This window comes from Oscillibacter valericigenes (assembly GCF_021531435.1).
GTDB lineage: Bacteria > Bacillota > Clostridia > Oscillospirales > Oscillospiraceae > Oscillibacter > Oscillibacter valericigenes_B.
In genome coordinates this window covers 14,094-31,261 of sequence record NZ_JAFBIS010000010.1, presented here as the reverse complement: position 1 = coordinate 31,261, position 17,168 = coordinate 14,094, and the positions used below count along the sequence as shown (strand labels likewise).

The window sequence follows — 17,168 nt, the reverse complement described above, 5'->3', positions numbered from 1 at the left end:
ACCGTTGGGTTTTGTGTAAATAGCAAAATTTCGCTTACTACCGAATTACCACTTTACTTTGGTAATAAAATAAAGTAGAATAACTCCGAAAGAAAGAGGGGCTTTCTGCGCCCCATGAGGAGGAGCCTTCCATGGAATTAGATCTGAATATTTTGAAGCCCCAGGAGCGGGTATCCCTGCAGCTGCGGGTGCTGTATGAGAAGGCCGGGTTCCGGCAGTACCACATGGGCCGGTTTGAGGAATACGGCCTGTATCAGGAAAACCGGCGTTTCCTCTCCAGTGAGCAGGTCATCACCTTTACAGACCTGGACGGCCGCCTGCTGGCGCTGAAGCCGGACGTGACGCTGTCCATTGCCAAGAACGCCCAGGTGGAGCCGGGCCAGTGCGGACGGTTCTACTACGCGGAAAATGTCTACCGCCCCAGCCAGGAGAGCCACACCTTCAAGGAAATCAGCCAGATGGGTCTGGAGTGCATCGGCGCGGTGGACGATGCCGTGACGGCCCAGGCGGTGTCTCTGGCAATCCGGAGCCTTGCCCGCACCGAGCGGGATTTCGTGCTGGAGATCAGCCACATGGGTTTTGTCACCGGCCTCTTTGACGCCGTCGGCGCGCCGGAGAGCATCCGGCCCAGGCTCCTGACCTGCATCCGGGACCGGAATGCCCATGAGCTGCAAAAGTGCGCCGCGGAGGCGGGCCTCTCCCGGCAGGGGGCTGACGCCCTTTGCCGCCTGTCCGCCCTCGCAGGCGACTGGGAAACCGTGCTGACCGCGGCGGAGCCGCTGGCCCTCAACGCCGCCATGGGCGCGGCCCTCACGGAGCTGCGGACGCTGTGCCAGGCGCTGGAGGCCCAGGGCGAGACGGCGAATCTGAAGCTGGATCTGTCCCTGGTCAACGATATGGAATATTACAACGGCCTGGTGCTCCAGGGGTATCTGGCGGGCCTGCCCCGGGCGGTGCTCCAGGGCGGGCGGTACGACCCCCTGGCGGCCCAGTTCCGCCCCGGTGCCAAGGCCATCGGCTTCGCCCTGTACCTGGACGAGCTGGCCCGGCTGACCGACGCCGCCCCGGAGACAGGGGAGAAGGTCATGCTGAACGTGGCCCTGCCCAAGGGCCGCCTGGGTGACAAGGTCTACGACCTGCTGGCGGGCGTGGGCTACGGCTGCCCCGAGAATTACAACGACACCCGGAAGCTGGTGGTGGAGAATCCCGCCGCCGGCATCCGCTACTTCCTGGTGAAGCCCAGCGACGTGGCAATTTATGTGGAGCACGGAGCGGCGGACATCGGCATCGTGGGCAAGGACATTCTGCAGGAGTCCGGCGCCGACGTGTACGAGCTGCTGGACACGGGCCTTGGCAAGTGCCGGATGTGCGTGGCAGGCCCCAAGGACTTTGCCGACGACCCCGGCCGGGCCCTGCGGGTGGCGACGAAGTTCGTGAACATCGCGAAAGCCTATTACGCCGCCCAGGGACGGGACATCGACATCATCAAGCTGAACGGTTCCATTGAGCTGGCGCCCATTCTGGGCCTCAGCGACGTCATTGTGGACATCGTGGAGACAGGCACCACCCTGAAGGAAAACAACCTGAAGGTCATCACGGAGTTCATGCCCATTTCCGCCCGGTTCATCGCAAACCGGGCCAGCTACCAGTTCAAGCGCCGGGAGATCGACACCCTCCTGACCAAGCTGACGGAGGTGACGGAGCGGTGATACCCATTTTAGAATTTGACAAGCTGGCGCCGGAGGACATCCTGAACCGGGACATCCAGGCCGAGGAGAATGTCAGCGCCGCAGTGGACGCGGTGCTGGCGGAGGTCAAGGCAAACGGCGACGCGGCCCTGAAAGCCTACACCAAGCGGTTCGACGGCGTGGAGCTGGAGAATTTGCAGGTGACGGATGCGGAACTTGAGACTGCCTGGAACTCCCTGGATACCGAGTTCATCAAAACTCTGGAAATGGCGGCAGAGAATATCCGGCATTTCCATGAGCGCCAGGTCCACAAGGACTTCGTGCTGACGGACAAGCCGGGTATCCTCATGGGCCAGCGGTACACCCCCATTGAAAAGGTGGGCATCTGTGTGCCCAGCGCCCCGGCAGCCTTTCCCTCCACCATTCTGATGAACGTCATTCCTGCGAAAATCGCGGGAGTCAAAGAGATCGTGGTGGTGACGCCGCCGGACAAGGACGGGCATATCAGCGCCGAGGCCCTGGCGGCGGCGAAGATCGCCGGCGCGGACAAAATCTTCAAGATCGGCGGCGCCCAGGCGGTGGCGGCCCTGGCCTACGGCACGGAGAGCGTACCCCGGGTGGACAAGGTCGTCGGCCCCGGCGGCATCTTCGTGGCGACAGCCAAGAGGAAGGTGTTCGGCCAGGTGGCCATCGACATGATCGCGGGCCCCAGCGAGATTTTGGTGCTGGCGGACGGCAAGTCCGACCCCGTCTGGGTGGCGGCGGACATGCTGAGCCAGGCGGAGCACGACGTGCTGGCCTCCGCCGTGCTGGTGACCGACAGCCGGGAACTGGCGGAGCAGGTGCGGCAGGAGCTGGAGGTCCAGCTTGAAAGCCTGCCCCGGCGGGAGATCGCCCGGAAATCCATCGACGAAAACGGCAAGATCATCGTGACGGACAGCCTGGACAAGGCGGCGGAGGCCGCCAACCGCATCGCCCCGGAGCATCTGGAGCTGTGCGTGGACGACCCCTTCGCCCTGCTGCCGAAAATCCGCAACGCGGGCAGCATCTTCCTGGGCCGCAGTGCCCCGGAGGCGTTGGGCGACTACTTCGCGGGCCCCAACCACACCCTGCCGACTTCCGGCACGGCCCGGTTCTCCAGTCCCCTCAGCGTGGACGATTTTGTGAAGAAGTCCAGCTTTCTCTACTATGACCAGGCGGCGCTTTCCCCCGTGGCGGAGCGTATCGCCGATTTTGCCCGGCGGGAGGGCCTGGAGGCCCACGCCCGGTCCGTGCTCATCCGAAATGAAAAAGGAGGAAATGCAAAATGAGCAAGTTCCTTTCCAAGGAGGCCAGCCGTCTGGCCCCCTATACCCCCGGCGAGCAGCCTCAGGATCAGCAGTATGTGAAGCTGAATACCAACGAAAGCCCTTTTCCACCCTCCCCCAAGGTGGTGAAGGCCATCTCCCGGGCGGAATTGCTGAAGCTGAACCTGTACTCCGACCCCACCTGCGGACAACTGGTACAGGCTCTCGCCAAGCGGTATGAGCTGCAGCCCGAAAACGTCATCACCGGCAACGGCTCCGACGAGATTTTGGCCTTTGCGTTCCGGGCCTTCTGCGGCGAGGGCAAGCCCCTGGCCTACGCCGACATCACCTATGGCTTCTACAAGTCCCAGGTGGCCCTGTTCGGCCTGGAGGCCAAGGTCATCCCCCTGCGGGAGGACTTCACCCTGAACGTGGACGATTACATGGACTTCCCCGGCACCATCGTCATCGCCAACCCCAATGCCCCCACCGGCATGACTGTGGCCCGGGAAGACATCCAGCGGCTGCTGGAGGCCGACCCCGGCCGGGTGGTCATCGTGGACGAGGCCTATGTGGACTTCGGCGCCGAGAGCTGCGTGCCCATGATCTACCGCTACGACAACCTGCTGGTGGTCCAGACCATGTCCAAGAGCCGGTCTCTTGCCGGCGGGCGGGTGGGCTTCGCCCTGGGCAGCCCGGAGCTGATTGCCGCCCTGAACCGGGTGAAGTACAGCTTCAACCCCTACAATGTGAACCGCCTGTCCATCGTGGCGGGCGCCGCCGCCGTGGAGGACGAGGACTATTTCCAGACCTGCACCGCCGCCATCCGGAACAACCGGAAGTGGACGGTCCGGGAGCTGGAGGCACTGGGCTTCACCGTCCTGCCCTCCCAGGCCAACTTCATCTTCGCAAAGTCCAATAAGATTCCCGGCGGCGACCTGTACCGCAAGCTGAAGGAGAACGGTATCCTGGTGCGCTGGTTCGACGCTGACCGCATCCGGGACTACGTCCGCATCACCATTGGCTCTCTGGAGCAGATGGCATCTTTGGTGGACGAGATCGCCCGCCTGCTGGAAGAACTGTAAAGGAGGGAGCCTATGCGTACCGCTGTTATCCGGCGCGACACGAAGGAGACCCAAATTGAACTGACTCTGAATCTGGACGGCGCCGGAAAAGGGGAAATCGCCACCGGCTGCGGTTTTCTCAATCATATGCTGACCCTGTTCGCCCGCCACGGCGACTTTGACCTGACCGTCACCTGCCACGGCGATACCGACGTGGACTACCACCACAGCGTGGAGGACATCGGCATCTGCCTGGGCAAGGCGTTTACCGAGGCTCTGGGCGACAAGCGGGGCATCACCCGCTACGGCCAGTTCCTGATGCCTATGGACGAGACGCTGGTGCTGTGCGCCTGTGACCTCTCCGGCCGGGACTACCTGGGCTGGTCGGTGGACCTGCCCACGGCCAAGGTGGGCGACTTTGACACGGAGCTTGCCAAGGAATTCTGGCTGGCCTTCGTGCGGAATTGTCCCGCCTCCGTCCACATCCGGGAGCTGGCCGGGGAGAACACCCACCACATCCTGGAGGCGGTGTTCAAGGGCATGGGCCGGACGCTGAAAATGGCGGTGGCCCCGGACGCAAAGCACCTGGATGAGATCCCGAGTACCAAGGGTACTCTTTAAAAAGTGAGTTGATACCATGACAGCAATCGTAGATTACGGCGTGGGAAACCTGTTTTCCCTGTCCTCCAGCCTGAAGTCCCTGGGGCTGGAGACGGAAATCACCCGGGACGCGGAAAAACTTCGGGCGGCGGACCGCATCATCCTCCCCGGCGTGGGGGCCTTCGGCGACGCGAAAGCCAAGCTGGACGACACCGGCCTGGTGCCGGTGCTGCTGGAGGAGGCGGAGCGCAAGCCGTTCCTGGGCATCTGCCTGGGGATGCAGCTTCTGTTTGACCGGGGCTTCGAGTACGGCGAGCACCCCGGCCTGGGCCTGGTGCCCGGCCAGGTGGTGGACCTCCACAATGAATTGGAGGATAAGACCCTGAAAGTTCCCCACATGGGCTGGAACAGCCTGCAAATTGTCAAGGACGACCCCCTGTTCAAGTATTTCCAGGACGGGGAGTACGTCTACTACGTCCACAGTTTTTACGCCAAAGACTGCGCCGCCAGCACCCTGGGCACCTCTCGGTACGGCAATGTGGCGGTGACCGGCGCGGTGCGCAATGGCAACGTCTGGGGCACCCAGTTCCACCCGGAGAAATCCGGTGACGCGGGACTGCGGCTCCTCAAGGCGTTCGCGGAGCTATAAGGGGGCGGACATATGCAGATTTTTCCCGCCATCGACCTGTCCGGCGGACAGGTGGTCCGCCTGTATCAGGGCGATTACAACAAAATGACCGTCTACGGCCAGGACCCCTGCGCCGTGGCCAGAGATTTCATCGCCGCCGGAGCTAAATATCTCCACGTTGTCGATTTGGACGGCGCCAAGGACGGCACCCTGGCGAATTTTGAGAGCATTGCCGCCATCGCGAAACAGGGCGGCTTGTACATCGAAGTGGGCGGCGGCATCCGCACCGAGGAGCGCATCCGCCAGTACCTGGATTTGGGTGTTGGCCGCTGTATCCTGGGCACCATCGCCGTCAAGGACTTTGCCTTCACCGCCCGCATGGCCCAAACCTACGGCGACAAGATCGCTGTGGGCGTGGACGCCCGGGACGGTTATGTGGCCGTCAACGGCTGGAAGGAGCTGTCCGCAGAAAAAGGCGTGGATTTCTGCCGCCGCCTGTACGCGGCGGGGGTCGGCACCGTCATCTATACCGACATCAGCCGGGACGGAGCGGAAAAGGGCACCAACCTGGACTTGTACCGGGAGCTGGCGAAGATCGAGGGCCTGCAAGTGACGGCCTCCGGCGGCGTCAGCTCGCTGGAAGAACTGAAGGAACTCCAGTCCATCGGCACCCACGCCGCCATTCTGGGCAAGGCGCTGTACACCGGGCGGCTGGATTTGAAATCGGTCATCAAGGAGGTGGGCGCATGTTAGCCAAACGCATCATCCCCTGCCTGGACGTAAAGGACGGGCGGGTGGTCAAGGGCACCAATTTCGAGGGGCTCCGCGATATGGCGGACCCGGTGGAGATGGCCCACTTCTACAATACCTCCGGCGCGGACGAGCTGGTGTTTTATGACATCACCGCCTCTGTGGAGGGCCGGAACCTGTTCACGGACATCCTGCGCCGGGTGGCGTCCGAGATTTTCATTCCCCTCACCGTGGGCGGCGGCATCCGCACCCTGGACGACTTCGACCGGGTGCTGAAATGCGGCGCCGACAAGGTGTCCGTCAACTCCGGCGCCATCGCCGACCCCAGCATCATCGGCGCGGCGGCGAAGAAGTACGGCGACCAGTGCGTGGTGCTCAGCATGGACGTAAAGCGGGTGGACGGACAGTTCCGCCTGTTTGCCAAGGGCGGCCGGGAGGATACCGGCATCGACGCCATGGACTGGGCCGTCAAGGGCGTCGCGGCGGGCGCCGGTGAAATCGTCCTGAACTCCATCGACACCGACGGTGTGAAGAACGGCTTCGACCTGGAGATGCTGGACGCCCTGGCGGCTCGGGTCAGCGTGCCCATCATCGCCAGCGGCGGCGCGGGGAACATGGAGCACTTCGCGGAGCTGTTCACCCACCCCGGCGTGGACGCGGGCCTGGCGGCCTCCATTTTCCACACGAAGCAGGTGGACATCAAGGAACTCAAACGCTTCCTGCGCGGCAAGGGCGTGGAGATGCGGATATAAGGGAGTAAAGAAAGATATGGAACTGAAATTTGACGAAAAGGGCCTCATTCCCGCCATTGTCCAGGACCACTACACGAAAGAGGTCCTGACTCTGGCTTATATGAACAAGGAGAGCCTGGCTATTACCATCGACGAGCGGCGGACCTGCTTCTGGTCCCGCAGCCGTCAGGAGCTGTGGCGCAAGGGCGACACCTCCGGCAATGTCCAGCACGTGGTCTCCATCACCGCCGACTGCGACGGCGACGCACTGGTGGTGGAAGTCGTGAAGGACGGCCCCGCCTGTCACACCGGCGCGGAGAGCTGCTTCTTCAATGAGATCTACCTCTCCGAGGAGCTGAAGCAGTTCAGCTATGAGGGACTGTACCACCTCATCGAAGGCCGGAAGACCAGCCCCAAGGAGGGCAGCTACACCACCTACCTCTTTGAAAAGGGCCTGGACAAGATTCTGAAAAAGGTGGGCGAGGAGTGCACCGAGGTCATCATCGGCGGCCGCAAGGAGGACAAGGAGGAGACCATCTATGAGATCGCCGACCTGGCCTACCACGTCATGGTGCTGATGGTCCAGATGGGCATTACCGTGGAGGACATCACCCGGGAGCTGGAGAAGCGCCACGTGGTGGACCACAAGGTCAAGCAGGAGCGGATGCAATGACCCCCTTTGCCTGCTCCGTCCACACCCACGCCACCTGCTGCGACGGGAAAAACACCCTGGAAGAGATGGCCGCCGCCGCTTACGCGGCTGGGGTACAATACTACGGCGTCTCCTGCCACAGCCACACGCCCATCGACCTGGACATGGGCTACGTTCTGCCCGCCGACATGACGGATTACCGCCAGTCGGTGCTTGCCTTGCGGGCGGAATACGCCGGGCGGATGGAAATTTTGCTGGGCCTGGAGTGGGACAGCCAGTCCGACATCACGCCGGAGGGCTTCGACTACTGGATCGGCAGCGCCCACTACCAGCGGCAGAACGGCAAAGCCTACGCCGCCGACTGGGGCGAGGAGGCGTTCACTGCCTGCAGGGACGAGGCGTTTCACGGCGACGCCCTGGCGGTGGCCGAGGGTTACTTCCGGGAGGTGCGCCGGGTGGCGGCCATGAAGCCTACGATCCTGGGGCACATGGACCTTATCACGAAACTCAACGCCGGGAACCGCTTCTTCGATGAAACCTCTCCCCGCTATGAAAAGGCGGCGCTGGAGGCCCTCCACGCCGCGGACCCCAAGGCTACATTGCTGGAGATCAACACCGGCGGCATGGCCCGGGGTTACCGGGACGCGCCTTATCCCGCGCTGTTCCTCCTGCGGGAATGGCGGGCCATGGGCGGACGCATCATCCTGACCTCCGACAGCCACAGCGCGGACACCATTCTCTACGGCTACGGCGATGCTATCAACCTGGCGAAAGCGGCGGGCTTTGAAAAGAGCACCCTGCTGACCATGGGCGGCCAAGTGGAGTGCCCTCTTTGAACAATTTATGCTGAAAACCTCCAAAAAAGGCGCGGCTTTCGCCGCACCTTTGTGTTTCTTCGCCACTTGTGAAAGCAGAGGCGGACTGATACAATATTGACACTGTAAATTTTGCGTGAGGTGCCTTTATGTATCGTACTGTGATTTTCGATCTGGACGGAACGATCCTGAATACCATCGACGATCTGGCGGACGCGGGCAACTGGGTCTGCCGGAAAAACGGCTGGCCGGAGCATACCGTGGAGGCGTTCAAGGCCATGGTGGGCCACGGCATCCCTGACCTGGTGGCGAAGTTTTCTCCGGAGAATTTCCGCAGCCCCCTGCTGGTGGTAAATACCCTGTCCCAGTTTTCACAGTATTACGGCGCCCACAATATGGATAAAACGGCACCCTATGACGGCGTCCCGGAGCTGCTGGCCCGCCTGAAGGGGGCCGGCGTGCAGCTGGCGGTCTACTCCAACAAGGCCGATGAGTTCAGTCGCGCCATTGTGGAGCGGTACTTCCCCGGCGTGTTCGACCTCATCCGGGGCAAGGTGGAGGGCGTGCCGGTCAAGCCGGACCCCGCCGGCGTCCACGCTGTGATGAAGGCGCTGTCCGCAGACCCGGCGGAGACGCTGTTCGTGGGCGACAGCAGCGTGGACATCCGCACCGGCCACAACGCCGGCACCAGGACCTGCGGCGTCACCTGGGGCTACCGGCCCCGCGCCTCCCTGGAGGCGGCGGGCGCCGAATTCATGGCGGATACCGTGGCGGAGCTGGAGCGGGTGATCCTGGAGGGCGAGCCGTGCTGCTGACCTTTGACCAGGTGGGGGAGATGCTGGACGACCTTGCGGACGCCTTTCCCCCGGTGCTGTTTGACGGGCTCAACGGCGGTGTGAACCTGCTGGAGGAAGCCGTCCCCGACCCGGATTTCCCGGAGGGGGAAATGTACATTCTCGGCGAATATTGCGATGACCTGCTGGGCCGGTACATCAACCTGTACTACGGCTCTTTTGCGGCTCTGGCGAAAAGTGAGGACTGGAGCGTGGACACCTGGACGGACGAGCTGCGGACCACCCTGGCCCATGAGCTGACCCACCATCTGGAGGCCCTGGGCGGCCTCCACGGTCTGGATGACCGGGACGCGGAGGAGCTGGCCCGGTGGCGGGCGGAATACGCGGCAGAGGCCGACGCGTCAGAAGAATAAGAAATCGTGTTTGACCCCGGAGGCGGCCGCTTCCGGGGTTTTGCCATCTGAAAAACAGACACAAAGTGCTGCAAAATCGACCTATCGGAGAAGGGCGGCGGCTTGTAAAATGAGAGGAACCGGCGAACATATAAAAGTTCCCGGCGCTTTACGGAAAATTCACATTTTCTTTACGAGTTTCAAGCGGTAAAGGAATTGACACCTCCCCGGAGGCGTCGTATAATAAGCGACAGCTTGTCACAAAGTGACATCGTGTCATTTTCGGAGGTGATAACGGTCATGTGTACGGAGACGTTTCTCCATCTGCCGGAGGAAAAACGCACCCGCTTTTTGAATGCCGCATGGGAGGAATTCACCCGCGTCAGCTTCGCGGAGGCATCCACCAACCAGATCGTGCGGCGGGCAGGGGTTCCCCGGGGCAGCTTTTACCAGTATTTTCGGGATAAGGAGGACCTGTTTGTTTATCTGATGATACAGGCCCGTGACCATTTTATTGAGATTTACGCCCGTACCATGGAGGAGGCCGGAGGGAACTTTTTCCAGACGCAGATGATGTGCTTTGACCGGTTTGCCCAGCGGGAGCCGGAGACAGACATGCTGTTTGAACGGTGCATCCAGGTCCTGCGGCTGAATCCGGGGCTGCATATGCAGATGATCATGACAGATCAGCCGGGGAACCGGATGCTGGCGGAAGTCTCCAGGAACGCGGACCTGTCCGCCTTCAGCGACCAGGAGACGGCCCGGCAGGCCTTTTCCCTGTCACTGGTAGCGCTGGCCGGTTCCATTATGGACAGCCTGGCGGAGCCGGAGCGGGTAGGTGAATTCCGGCGCCAGCTGGAGATCCGGCTGGAGATCATCAAAAGCGGAAGCCTGGCGGTGGGCCGCCGGGAAGCGGTATAAAGGAGGAGCCAAATGAGACAAAAGAGTATCGCGGTGCTGCTGGCCCTGGCGCTGGTGCTGTCCCTGTGTGCTGTGACAGCGTTTGCGGGAGAAACGGCGGAAGACCAGCAGGCGGCTGCCGGCGGGAGCCAGAGTGAAGAGACCGCTGCTGAGACCGAGGAGGAGGCTCCGGAGGAAGAAGCACCCTCCCTGGCGGGACCTGACGCGGAACCTGAGACCGACCCGGAGACGGGGGAGGCCATCGAAAGCGCCCTCATCGAACCGGACGCCGTGGGCACCGTCAGCTACGCCAATGTGGAGCGGCGGATGCGGGAGAATAACCTGAACGTTCTGGCCCTGCAGGAGAGCATCGACTTCATCGACAGCATTGACTACGACAAGATGTACGAGGACCTGCGCAAGCAGCTGAATCAGATCGCGAATTATCAGTGGATGATGATACAGGGGGGCGCAGGAGATTCCTATGCCTACGCCCAGATGGAGCAAGGCTACAACGCCCTCCGCGAACAGTTTGACGCCATCAAGGACGGAGAGATGCAGGAGGACAACGCCGGGGCGAAGCGGCAGCTGAAAAATCTTCAGGACCAGATCATCATGGGCGGCGAGATGATGTACGCCACCATTGCGGGACTGGAGACACAGGAGGCGGCCCTCCAGCGTCAGCTGGCCGCTTTGAACCGCACGGTGGAGGAACTGGAGCTGCGCTACCAGATGGGACAGGTCTCTGCCCTGCAGCTGCAGCAGACAAAGGCGGGCCGGACGCAGCTGGTCAGCGGCCTGGAGACCCTGCAGATGAACATTCGCAGCTTAAAATACCAGTTTGAGATGCTGCTGGGCGCGGAGCAGACCGGCGGGATCACCCTGGGCACGGTGCCGGAAGTCACCGACAGGGAACTGGAAGCGATGGACCTGGAAAAAGACCTGCTGGCTTACAAGGATAGAAGCTATGACCTCTACGCCGCCGCCAAGACGCTGGAGGATGAAAAGGAGAACTATAACGATGCCGGAAGCAAGTGCGGCTACGACATGGAAAAAACCGAGTTTGCCCGGGCGAAACACAACTGGCAGGCTGCCCAGTATACATACAACAATACGGTCCAGTCCTATGAGCTGAAATTCCGCACCCTATATGAGCAGGTCAGGGATTACAAGCAGATCCTGGACGCGGCCAAGGTCTCCCTGGAGTGTGAACGGGCGTCCTATCAGGCGTCGGAACTGAAATACCAGCAGGGCTCCATCTCAAAGAATGCGCTGCTGGACGCGGAGAGCAGTCTGAAAGAGGCCGAGGAGAAAGTGCTGTCTGCCTCCAACGACTTGTTTTCTTCCTATAACACCTATTGCTGGGCCGTGGAACACGGCGTTTTGAACTGACAGGGGGTCTTATCACATGAAATATCAGAAATTGTTCGCCGGGCTGCTGGCAGCCGCCATGACCCTGGCACTGACCGCCTGCGGCAGCAAGGAACCGGAAGAAGAGACGCCCGCCGCGGAGGGTATCGCCGTCCAGGTGCAGACGGTGACGGCCAATACCATCTCCACGGAAAACAAGGTGTCCGGCCAGGTCAGCGCCGACAATGCATCCACCATCCTCATCGCCTCCGCCGCCAAGTGCACCGCCGTCTATAAAAACGCCGGCGATCAGGTACAGGCCGGCGAGAAGATCTGCACCCTGGACCTGGGCAGCACCCTGTCCGGCTACAACGCGGCCCGCATCAGCTACCAGGCCGCCGTCCAGAGCTACCAGGATCAAAAGAGCATTCTGGATAAGCAGGTGTCCATGGCGCAGGACAACGTGAACAACACAAAGGCCCTCTTTGAAATCGGCGCTGCCTCCCAGCTGGAGGTGGACCAGGCGGAGCTGAACTACGAGAACGCCGTGGCCGGCCGGAATTCCGCCCTGTCCCAGCTGGAGGCGGGCATCCAGAACGCAAAGAGCGGCGTGGAGCAGCTGGATACCGCGCTGGACAACGTGGACGCTAACGGCAATGTGCTGGCGCCCCAGTCCGGCACCCTGGTGACCATGAACGCCGTGGAGGGCAGCTACATCTCCAACTCTATGCCGCTGGTCGTCATTGACGGCGCGGACCAGATGAAGGTGACGGCCTCCGTCTCCGAGGCGCTGGTGCCCAAGCTGACTGTCGGTGACAAGGCGGAGGTCTCTGTCAGCGCCGCCGACGCGACCTTTACCGCCACCATCCGCTCCGTGGAGCGGGCGGCCAGCATGCAGACGAAGCTGTATACCGTGGTGCTGACGGTGCCCGCCGACGTGGGCGGCCTGATGAGCGGCATGTTCGCGGATGTGACCTTCCGCACCGACACCGCTGAGAATACCATCGTGGTGCCCACCGAGGCCATTCTTACCAGCAATCACGTCCAGTACGTCTTTGTGGTGGAGGACGGTGCCGCTAAATATGTGGAGGTCACCACCGGTCTGACGGGCAGCGGCGTCACGGAGGTCACCTCCGGCCTGACCGAAGGAGAGCAGCTGGTGACCGTGGGTCAGGCGTACCTCAGCGACGGCGACCCTGTCCGCGTTGTCAGCGGGGAGGAATAACGGCCCATGAGTACGGCAAAATTTTGCATCAAGCATCGGGTGACGACCCTTCTGGCGGTCATTATGATCGTCATTTTCGGCGGGGTCTTCACCACGCAGCTCCAGATGGCGCTGCTGCCGGACATGGAGGCGCCCATGGCCATCGTCGTGAGCTACTACAACGGCGCCACCCCCAGCGACATGGAGGAGCTGGTGACCCGCCCTCTGGAGACCGCCGTCATGTCGGTCTCCGGAGTGGATGAGGTGTCCTCCACTTCCTCCGACGGCCTGACCACGCTGATGATCACCTACGAGGATGGTACGAACCTTGACATCGCGGCCACCAAGCTGCGGGAGAAATTCGACGCCCTGTCCCTGCCGGACGGCGCCTCCAAGCCCGTCATCATCAACATGAACATAGGCGATCTGATGCCCACGGCCATGATCGCCCTGATGGGCGACGACCTGGCGGAGCTCCAGACCCTGGCGGACGACACCGTGGGCCCCGCCCTGGAGCGCATCGACGGCGTGGCCTCCGTCACAGTCAGCGGCGGCGTCACCCAGCAGATCAGCGTCCAGGTGGACGCCACCCGGGCGGCTGGCTACGGCATCTCCAACAGCTATATCTCCCAGTTCCTGGCGGCGGAGAACCTGCTGTACCCCGGCGGCGATATGCAGAACGGCTCCAAGACCCTGACCGTCAGTACCGACGCCCGCTTCCGCAGCGTGGAGGACGTGACCAATATGATCATCGCCCTGCCCACCGGAGGCACCATCCGCCTGGGCGAGGTGGCGGATGTGGTGCTGGAGAACAACGAGAGCGATTCCATCGCCAAGGTGGACGGCACCAACTGCGTGCTGCTGCAGGTATCCAAGCAGTCCGGCGCCAACGAGCACTCCACGGCCCAGAAGGTGGAAAAACGGATGGCGGAGCTCCGGGAGGAGAATCCCAGCATCCGGTATTCCACCGTGTACCTTGCCTCTGACTTTATCAACATCGTGGTGAACTCCGCCCTGCAGAACATCATCCTGGGCGTGCTGCTGGCGGCCATCGTGGTGTTCCTGTTCCTGCGCCGCTTCAGCGCCACATTGACCATCGCCATCTCCATGCCGGTGTGCATCCTGGCGGTGTTCCTTCTGATGAACCTGTTCGACCTGACGCTGAACATGATGAGCATGGGCGGCATCGCCATGGGCGTCGGCATGATCGTGGATAACTCCATCGTGGTGCTGGAGAACATCTACCGCTACGCGGCGGAGGGCCACGACCGCATGACGGCCTGCGTGGAGGGCACCAAGGAGGTCACCACCTCCGTCCTGGCCTCCACCCTGACCACGGTGGCGGTGTTCATCCCCATCGGCCTGTCCGGGGGTATGGCGGGCATGCTGTTCGACGATTTCTGCCTGACCATCGCCTTCCTGATCCTGGGGTCCATGGCCATCGCCCTGACCCTGGTGCCCCTGCTGTGCTACATGATGCTGGACGAGGAGAAGCTCCGCCGCCAGCAGCTGAAAAAGGCGGAGAAGCAGCCCGGCGCCCTGAGCGTAAAGGTCAAGGGCTGGACAGGCAAGCTCTATCACCTGTATCTGCGGCTTCTGAATTACTTTGTCCATCATCTGAAAGTCGGTATGCTGGCGGCTGTGGGCCTGGTGGTGTTCTTTGTGGTCTGCTGCCTGTCCACCAACACCGTGCTGCTGCCCTCTATGGACATGGGCCAGGTCTCCATCTCGGTCAGCATGCCCATCGGCTCCGAGGTGGAGGAGACCACCGCCATCGCCGACCGCATCAGCCGGATCGCGGAGGAGCATGTGGGGGAGCTGTCGGAGATGTATTACAGCGCGGAGGCGGAGTCCGCCAGCATCAGCCTGAACCTGGTGGACAAGAGCGAGCGCAACCGCAGCAGCCAGGAGGTGGCCGACGACCTGCGGAGGTATCTGAAGGACATCGCCGGCTGCGAGATCAGCGTCACCGCCTCCGATATGACCGCCATGATGAGCGGCGATGACATCAGCGTCAATATCACCGGCGACGACTATAACACCCTGGCGGCTATCGCCGGGGACCTGACCCGCGAGATCTCCCAGCTGGAGGACGCCGTGGACGTCACCAGCTCCGTAGCGGACCAGGTGCCTCAGGTGGAGATCAGCATCAACCGGGAGGCGGCCTCCCAGTACGGCCTCACTGCCGCAAGCATCGGCGCGGCGGTCCGCTCCGAGCTGACCGGCGACACCGCCACCACGGTTTTCCTGAACAACAAGGAGATCGACGTGGTGGTCAAGGGCGACGGCGACGCTTCGGAGAGCCTGGATGCTCTGCGGGCCATGCCCATTTCTACCGCCATGGGTGGATACGTGGCCCTCAGCGATGTGGCCGGCGTGGAGATCGTGCAGGCCCCGCAGACCATCAGCCGCGTGAACCAGTCCCGCCAGGTGAGCGTCACCGGCTCCACCATCAGCGGCGACACGACCTCTATGACCCTGGCCATCCAGGAGATCCTGGACAATTACAACATGCCCGAGGGCTATACCGCGGAGACCGCCGGCGCCTATGAGGACATGATGGAGAGCTTCAACGACCTGCTGCTGGCCCTGCTGGTGGCGCTGGGCCTGGTGTACTTCGTGCTGGCGGCCCAGTTTGAATCCTTCCTGATGCCTGTCATCGTTATGACGATCCTGCCTGTGGCGTTCAGCGGCGCCCTGTTTGCCCTGCCGCTGACAGGCCGGGACCTGTCCATGATCTCCCTGGTGTCCCTCATCATGCTGGCGGGCACCGTGGTCAACAGCTCTATCATCCTGGTGGACTACATCAAGGTCCGCCGGGAGCGGGGCGAGAGCCGGGAGGAGGCCATCCTCAAGGCCTGCCCGCTCCGCGTGCGGCCGGTGCTGATGACGACCACCACCACGGTCCTGGCCATGGTCCCTATGGCGATGGCGATGGGCGACACTCTGGAGATGATGAGCGACATGGGCATCACCATGATCTCCGGCATGGTGATCTCCACCATCGTGACGCTGCTGTTCACCCCGGTGTTCTACTCCGTCATCGACGACCTGCCCGGGCACTTCCGGCGGAAGAAAAAGCAGCCGCCCAAGCCCGGGACCCTGCCCGCGGAGGAGACCCCGGCAGCCATTTCTTAAATCGTATGCCGCCTCGCGGGACTTTCCGCGGGGCGGCTTGTATTTGGCCGGGTGCTGTGGTATACTGCTTGCGTAAAACGCGCCGGCCCTTCGGCGGCGCCGGGAGGGATGCCTATGTCGATTTTGGTGACAGGGGCCGCCGGATATATCGGCAGCCACACCTGCGTGGAACTTTTACAGAGCGGATATGAAGTCGTGGCGGTGGACAATCTGGTGAACGCCAGCCGGGAGGCCCTCCGCCGGGTGGAGCGGATCACCGGGAAAACAGTCCCTTTTTACCAGACGGACGCCTGCGACCCGGCCGCGCTGGAGGCGGTATTTGCCGCGAATCCGGGCGTCACCGCCGTGATCCACTTCGCGGGATTGAAGGCGGTGGGCGAAAGCGTCCGGAAACCGCTGGAGTATTACACGAATAATCTGGAGAGCACCCTCTCCCTCCTTCAGGTCATGCGCCGCCACCGGGTGAGGAACCTCATCTTTTCTTCCTCCGCCACGGTGTACGGCGACCCCGCCAGCGTTCCCATCCGGGAGGATTTCCCCGTGGGCGGCACCACCAATCCCTACGGGACCTCCAAGCTGTTTATTGAGCGCATCCTGACGGACCTCTGTGCGGCGGACCCGGAGCTGAACGTGGCCCTGCTGCGGTACTTCAACCCCATCGGCGCCCATGCGTCGGGCCTGATCGGGGAGGACCCCCGGGGCATTCCAAACAATCTGGTGCCCTATATCGCCCAGGTGGCGTCGGGGAAGCTGGAGAAGCTCCACGTGTTCGGCGGGGACTATCCCACGCCCGACGGCACCGGCGTCCGGGACTACATCCATGTGGTGGACCTGGCGAAGGGCCATGTGGCCGCCCTGAAAAAGCTGGATCAGAACTGCGGCTTGTTCATCTGCAACCTGGGCACCGGCCGGGGGTACAGCGTCCTGGAGGTGCTGCGCGCCTACGAAAAAGCCTGCGGCCGGAAGCTGCCCTATGTGGTGGAGGGCCGCCGGGAGGGGGATATCGCGGCGTGCTGGGCCGACCCCACCAAAGCCCGGACGGAGCTGGGCTGGCGGGCGGAGCTGGGCATTGACGAGATGTGCGCCTCCAGCTGGAACTGGCAGCGGCAGAACCCAAACGGTTACCCCGAATAAGAGAAAACAGGCGGAGTGCATCGGCGCCCCGCCTGTTTTTTT

Annotated in this window: 16 protein-coding genes; all 16 read left to right on the top strand. The window is 62.4% G+C overall.

Features of this window, described 5'->3' with window-relative positions:
* The first annotated feature begins 131 nt into the window (after positions 1-131).
* The 16 genes from hisG (at position 132) to galE (ending at position 17,126) form a co-directional block, all read left to right on the top strand.
* Positions 132-1,709, top strand: coding sequence for an ATP phosphoribosyltransferase (hisG, locus tag JQM68_RS07195; RefSeq protein ID WP_235222325.1), 1,578 nt, complete (start codon positions 132-134; stop codon positions 1,707-1,709).
* Complete coding sequence (hisD, locus tag JQM68_RS07190; RefSeq protein ID WP_235222324.1) at positions 1,706-2,998, top strand: histidinol dehydrogenase; 1,293 nt, start codon at positions 1,706-1,708, stop codon at positions 2,996-2,998. The genes hisG and hisD overlap by 4 nt, the downstream gene beginning before the upstream one ends.
* Positions 2,995-4,059 carry a histidinol-phosphate transaminase gene (gene hisC / locus JQM68_RS07185; RefSeq protein ID WP_235222323.1) on the top strand — a complete coding sequence of 355 codons (1,065 nt, stop codon included), beginning with the start codon at positions 2,995-2,997 and terminating at the stop codon, positions 4,057-4,059. The genes hisD and hisC overlap by 4 nt, the downstream gene beginning before the upstream one ends.
* Before the next feature lie 12 nt (positions 4,060-4,071).
* Positions 4,072-4,659 (top strand): imidazoleglycerol-phosphate dehydratase HisB, encoded by a 588-nt coding sequence (hisB, locus tag JQM68_RS07180; RefSeq protein WP_235222322.1) that lies wholly within the window; start codon positions 4,072-4,074, stop codon positions 4,657-4,659.
* Between the two features lie 16 nt (positions 4,660-4,675).
* The gene (hisH, locus tag JQM68_RS07175; RefSeq protein WP_235222321.1) at positions 4,676-5,287 is read left to right on the top strand and encodes an imidazole glycerol phosphate synthase subunit HisH; all 612 of its coding nucleotides are present in this window, start codon (positions 4,676-4,678) and stop codon (positions 5,285-5,287) included.
* Between the two features lie 12 nt (positions 5,288-5,299).
* Entirely contained in the window at positions 5,300-6,019 is a 720-nt protein-coding gene (hisA, locus tag JQM68_RS07170; RefSeq protein WP_235222320.1) for a 1-(5-phosphoribosyl)-5-[(5-phosphoribosylamino)methylideneamino]imidazole-4-carboxamide isomerase, read from the top strand.
* Positions 6,013-6,768, top strand: coding sequence for an imidazole glycerol phosphate synthase subunit HisF (gene hisF, locus JQM68_RS07165; RefSeq protein WP_235222319.1), 756 nt, complete (start codon positions 6,013-6,015; stop codon positions 6,766-6,768). The genes hisA and hisF overlap by 7 nt, the downstream gene beginning before the upstream one ends.
* A gap of 16 nt (positions 6,769-6,784) precedes the next feature.
* Positions 6,785-7,420: a bifunctional phosphoribosyl-AMP cyclohydrolase/phosphoribosyl-ATP diphosphatase HisIE gene (hisIE, locus tag JQM68_RS07160; protein WP_235222318.1), complete on the top strand. Its 636-nt coding sequence runs from the start codon at positions 6,785-6,787 to the stop codon at positions 7,418-7,420.
* Entirely contained in the window at positions 7,417-8,235 is an 819-nt protein-coding gene (locus tag JQM68_RS07155; RefSeq protein ID WP_235222317.1) for a PHP domain-containing protein, read from the top strand. Before hisIE ends, JQM68_RS07155 begins: the two co-directional genes overlap by 4 nt.
* Positions 8,236-8,363: 128 nt before the next feature.
* Entirely contained in the window at positions 8,364-9,029 is a 666-nt protein-coding gene (locus JQM68_RS07150; protein ID WP_235222316.1) for an HAD family hydrolase, read from the top strand.
* Entirely contained in the window at positions 9,020-9,421 is a 402-nt protein-coding gene (locus JQM68_RS07145; protein ID WP_235222315.1) for a metallopeptidase family protein, read from the top strand. The genes JQM68_RS07150 and JQM68_RS07145 overlap by 10 nt, the downstream gene beginning before the upstream one ends.
* 279 nt (positions 9,422-9,700) lie before the next feature.
* A complete protein-coding gene (locus JQM68_RS07140; RefSeq protein WP_235222314.1) occupies positions 9,701-10,321 on the top strand; it encodes a TetR/AcrR family transcriptional regulator in 621 nt (206 codons plus the stop codon).
* Between the two features lie 12 nt (positions 10,322-10,333).
* Positions 10,334-11,692, top strand: a complete 1,359-nt coding sequence (locus JQM68_RS07135) for a TolC family protein (RefSeq protein WP_235222313.1) — start codon at positions 10,334-10,336, stop codon at positions 11,690-11,692.
* Between the two features lie 16 nt (positions 11,693-11,708).
* Positions 11,709-12,875 carry an efflux RND transporter periplasmic adaptor subunit gene (locus tag JQM68_RS07130; protein ID WP_235222312.1) on the top strand — a complete coding sequence of 389 codons (1,167 nt, stop codon included), beginning with the start codon at positions 11,709-11,711 and terminating at the stop codon, positions 12,873-12,875.
* 6 nt (positions 12,876-12,881) lie between these two features.
* Positions 12,882-15,992, top strand: coding sequence for an efflux RND transporter permease subunit (locus JQM68_RS07125; RefSeq protein ID WP_235222311.1), 3,111 nt, complete (start codon positions 12,882-12,884; stop codon positions 15,990-15,992).
* Between the two features lie 114 nt (positions 15,993-16,106).
* Positions 16,107-17,126 (top strand): UDP-glucose 4-epimerase GalE, encoded by a 1,020-nt coding sequence (gene galE, locus JQM68_RS07120; protein WP_235222310.1) that lies wholly within the window; start codon positions 16,107-16,109, stop codon positions 17,124-17,126.
* Positions 17,127-17,168 lie beyond the last annotated feature (42 nt).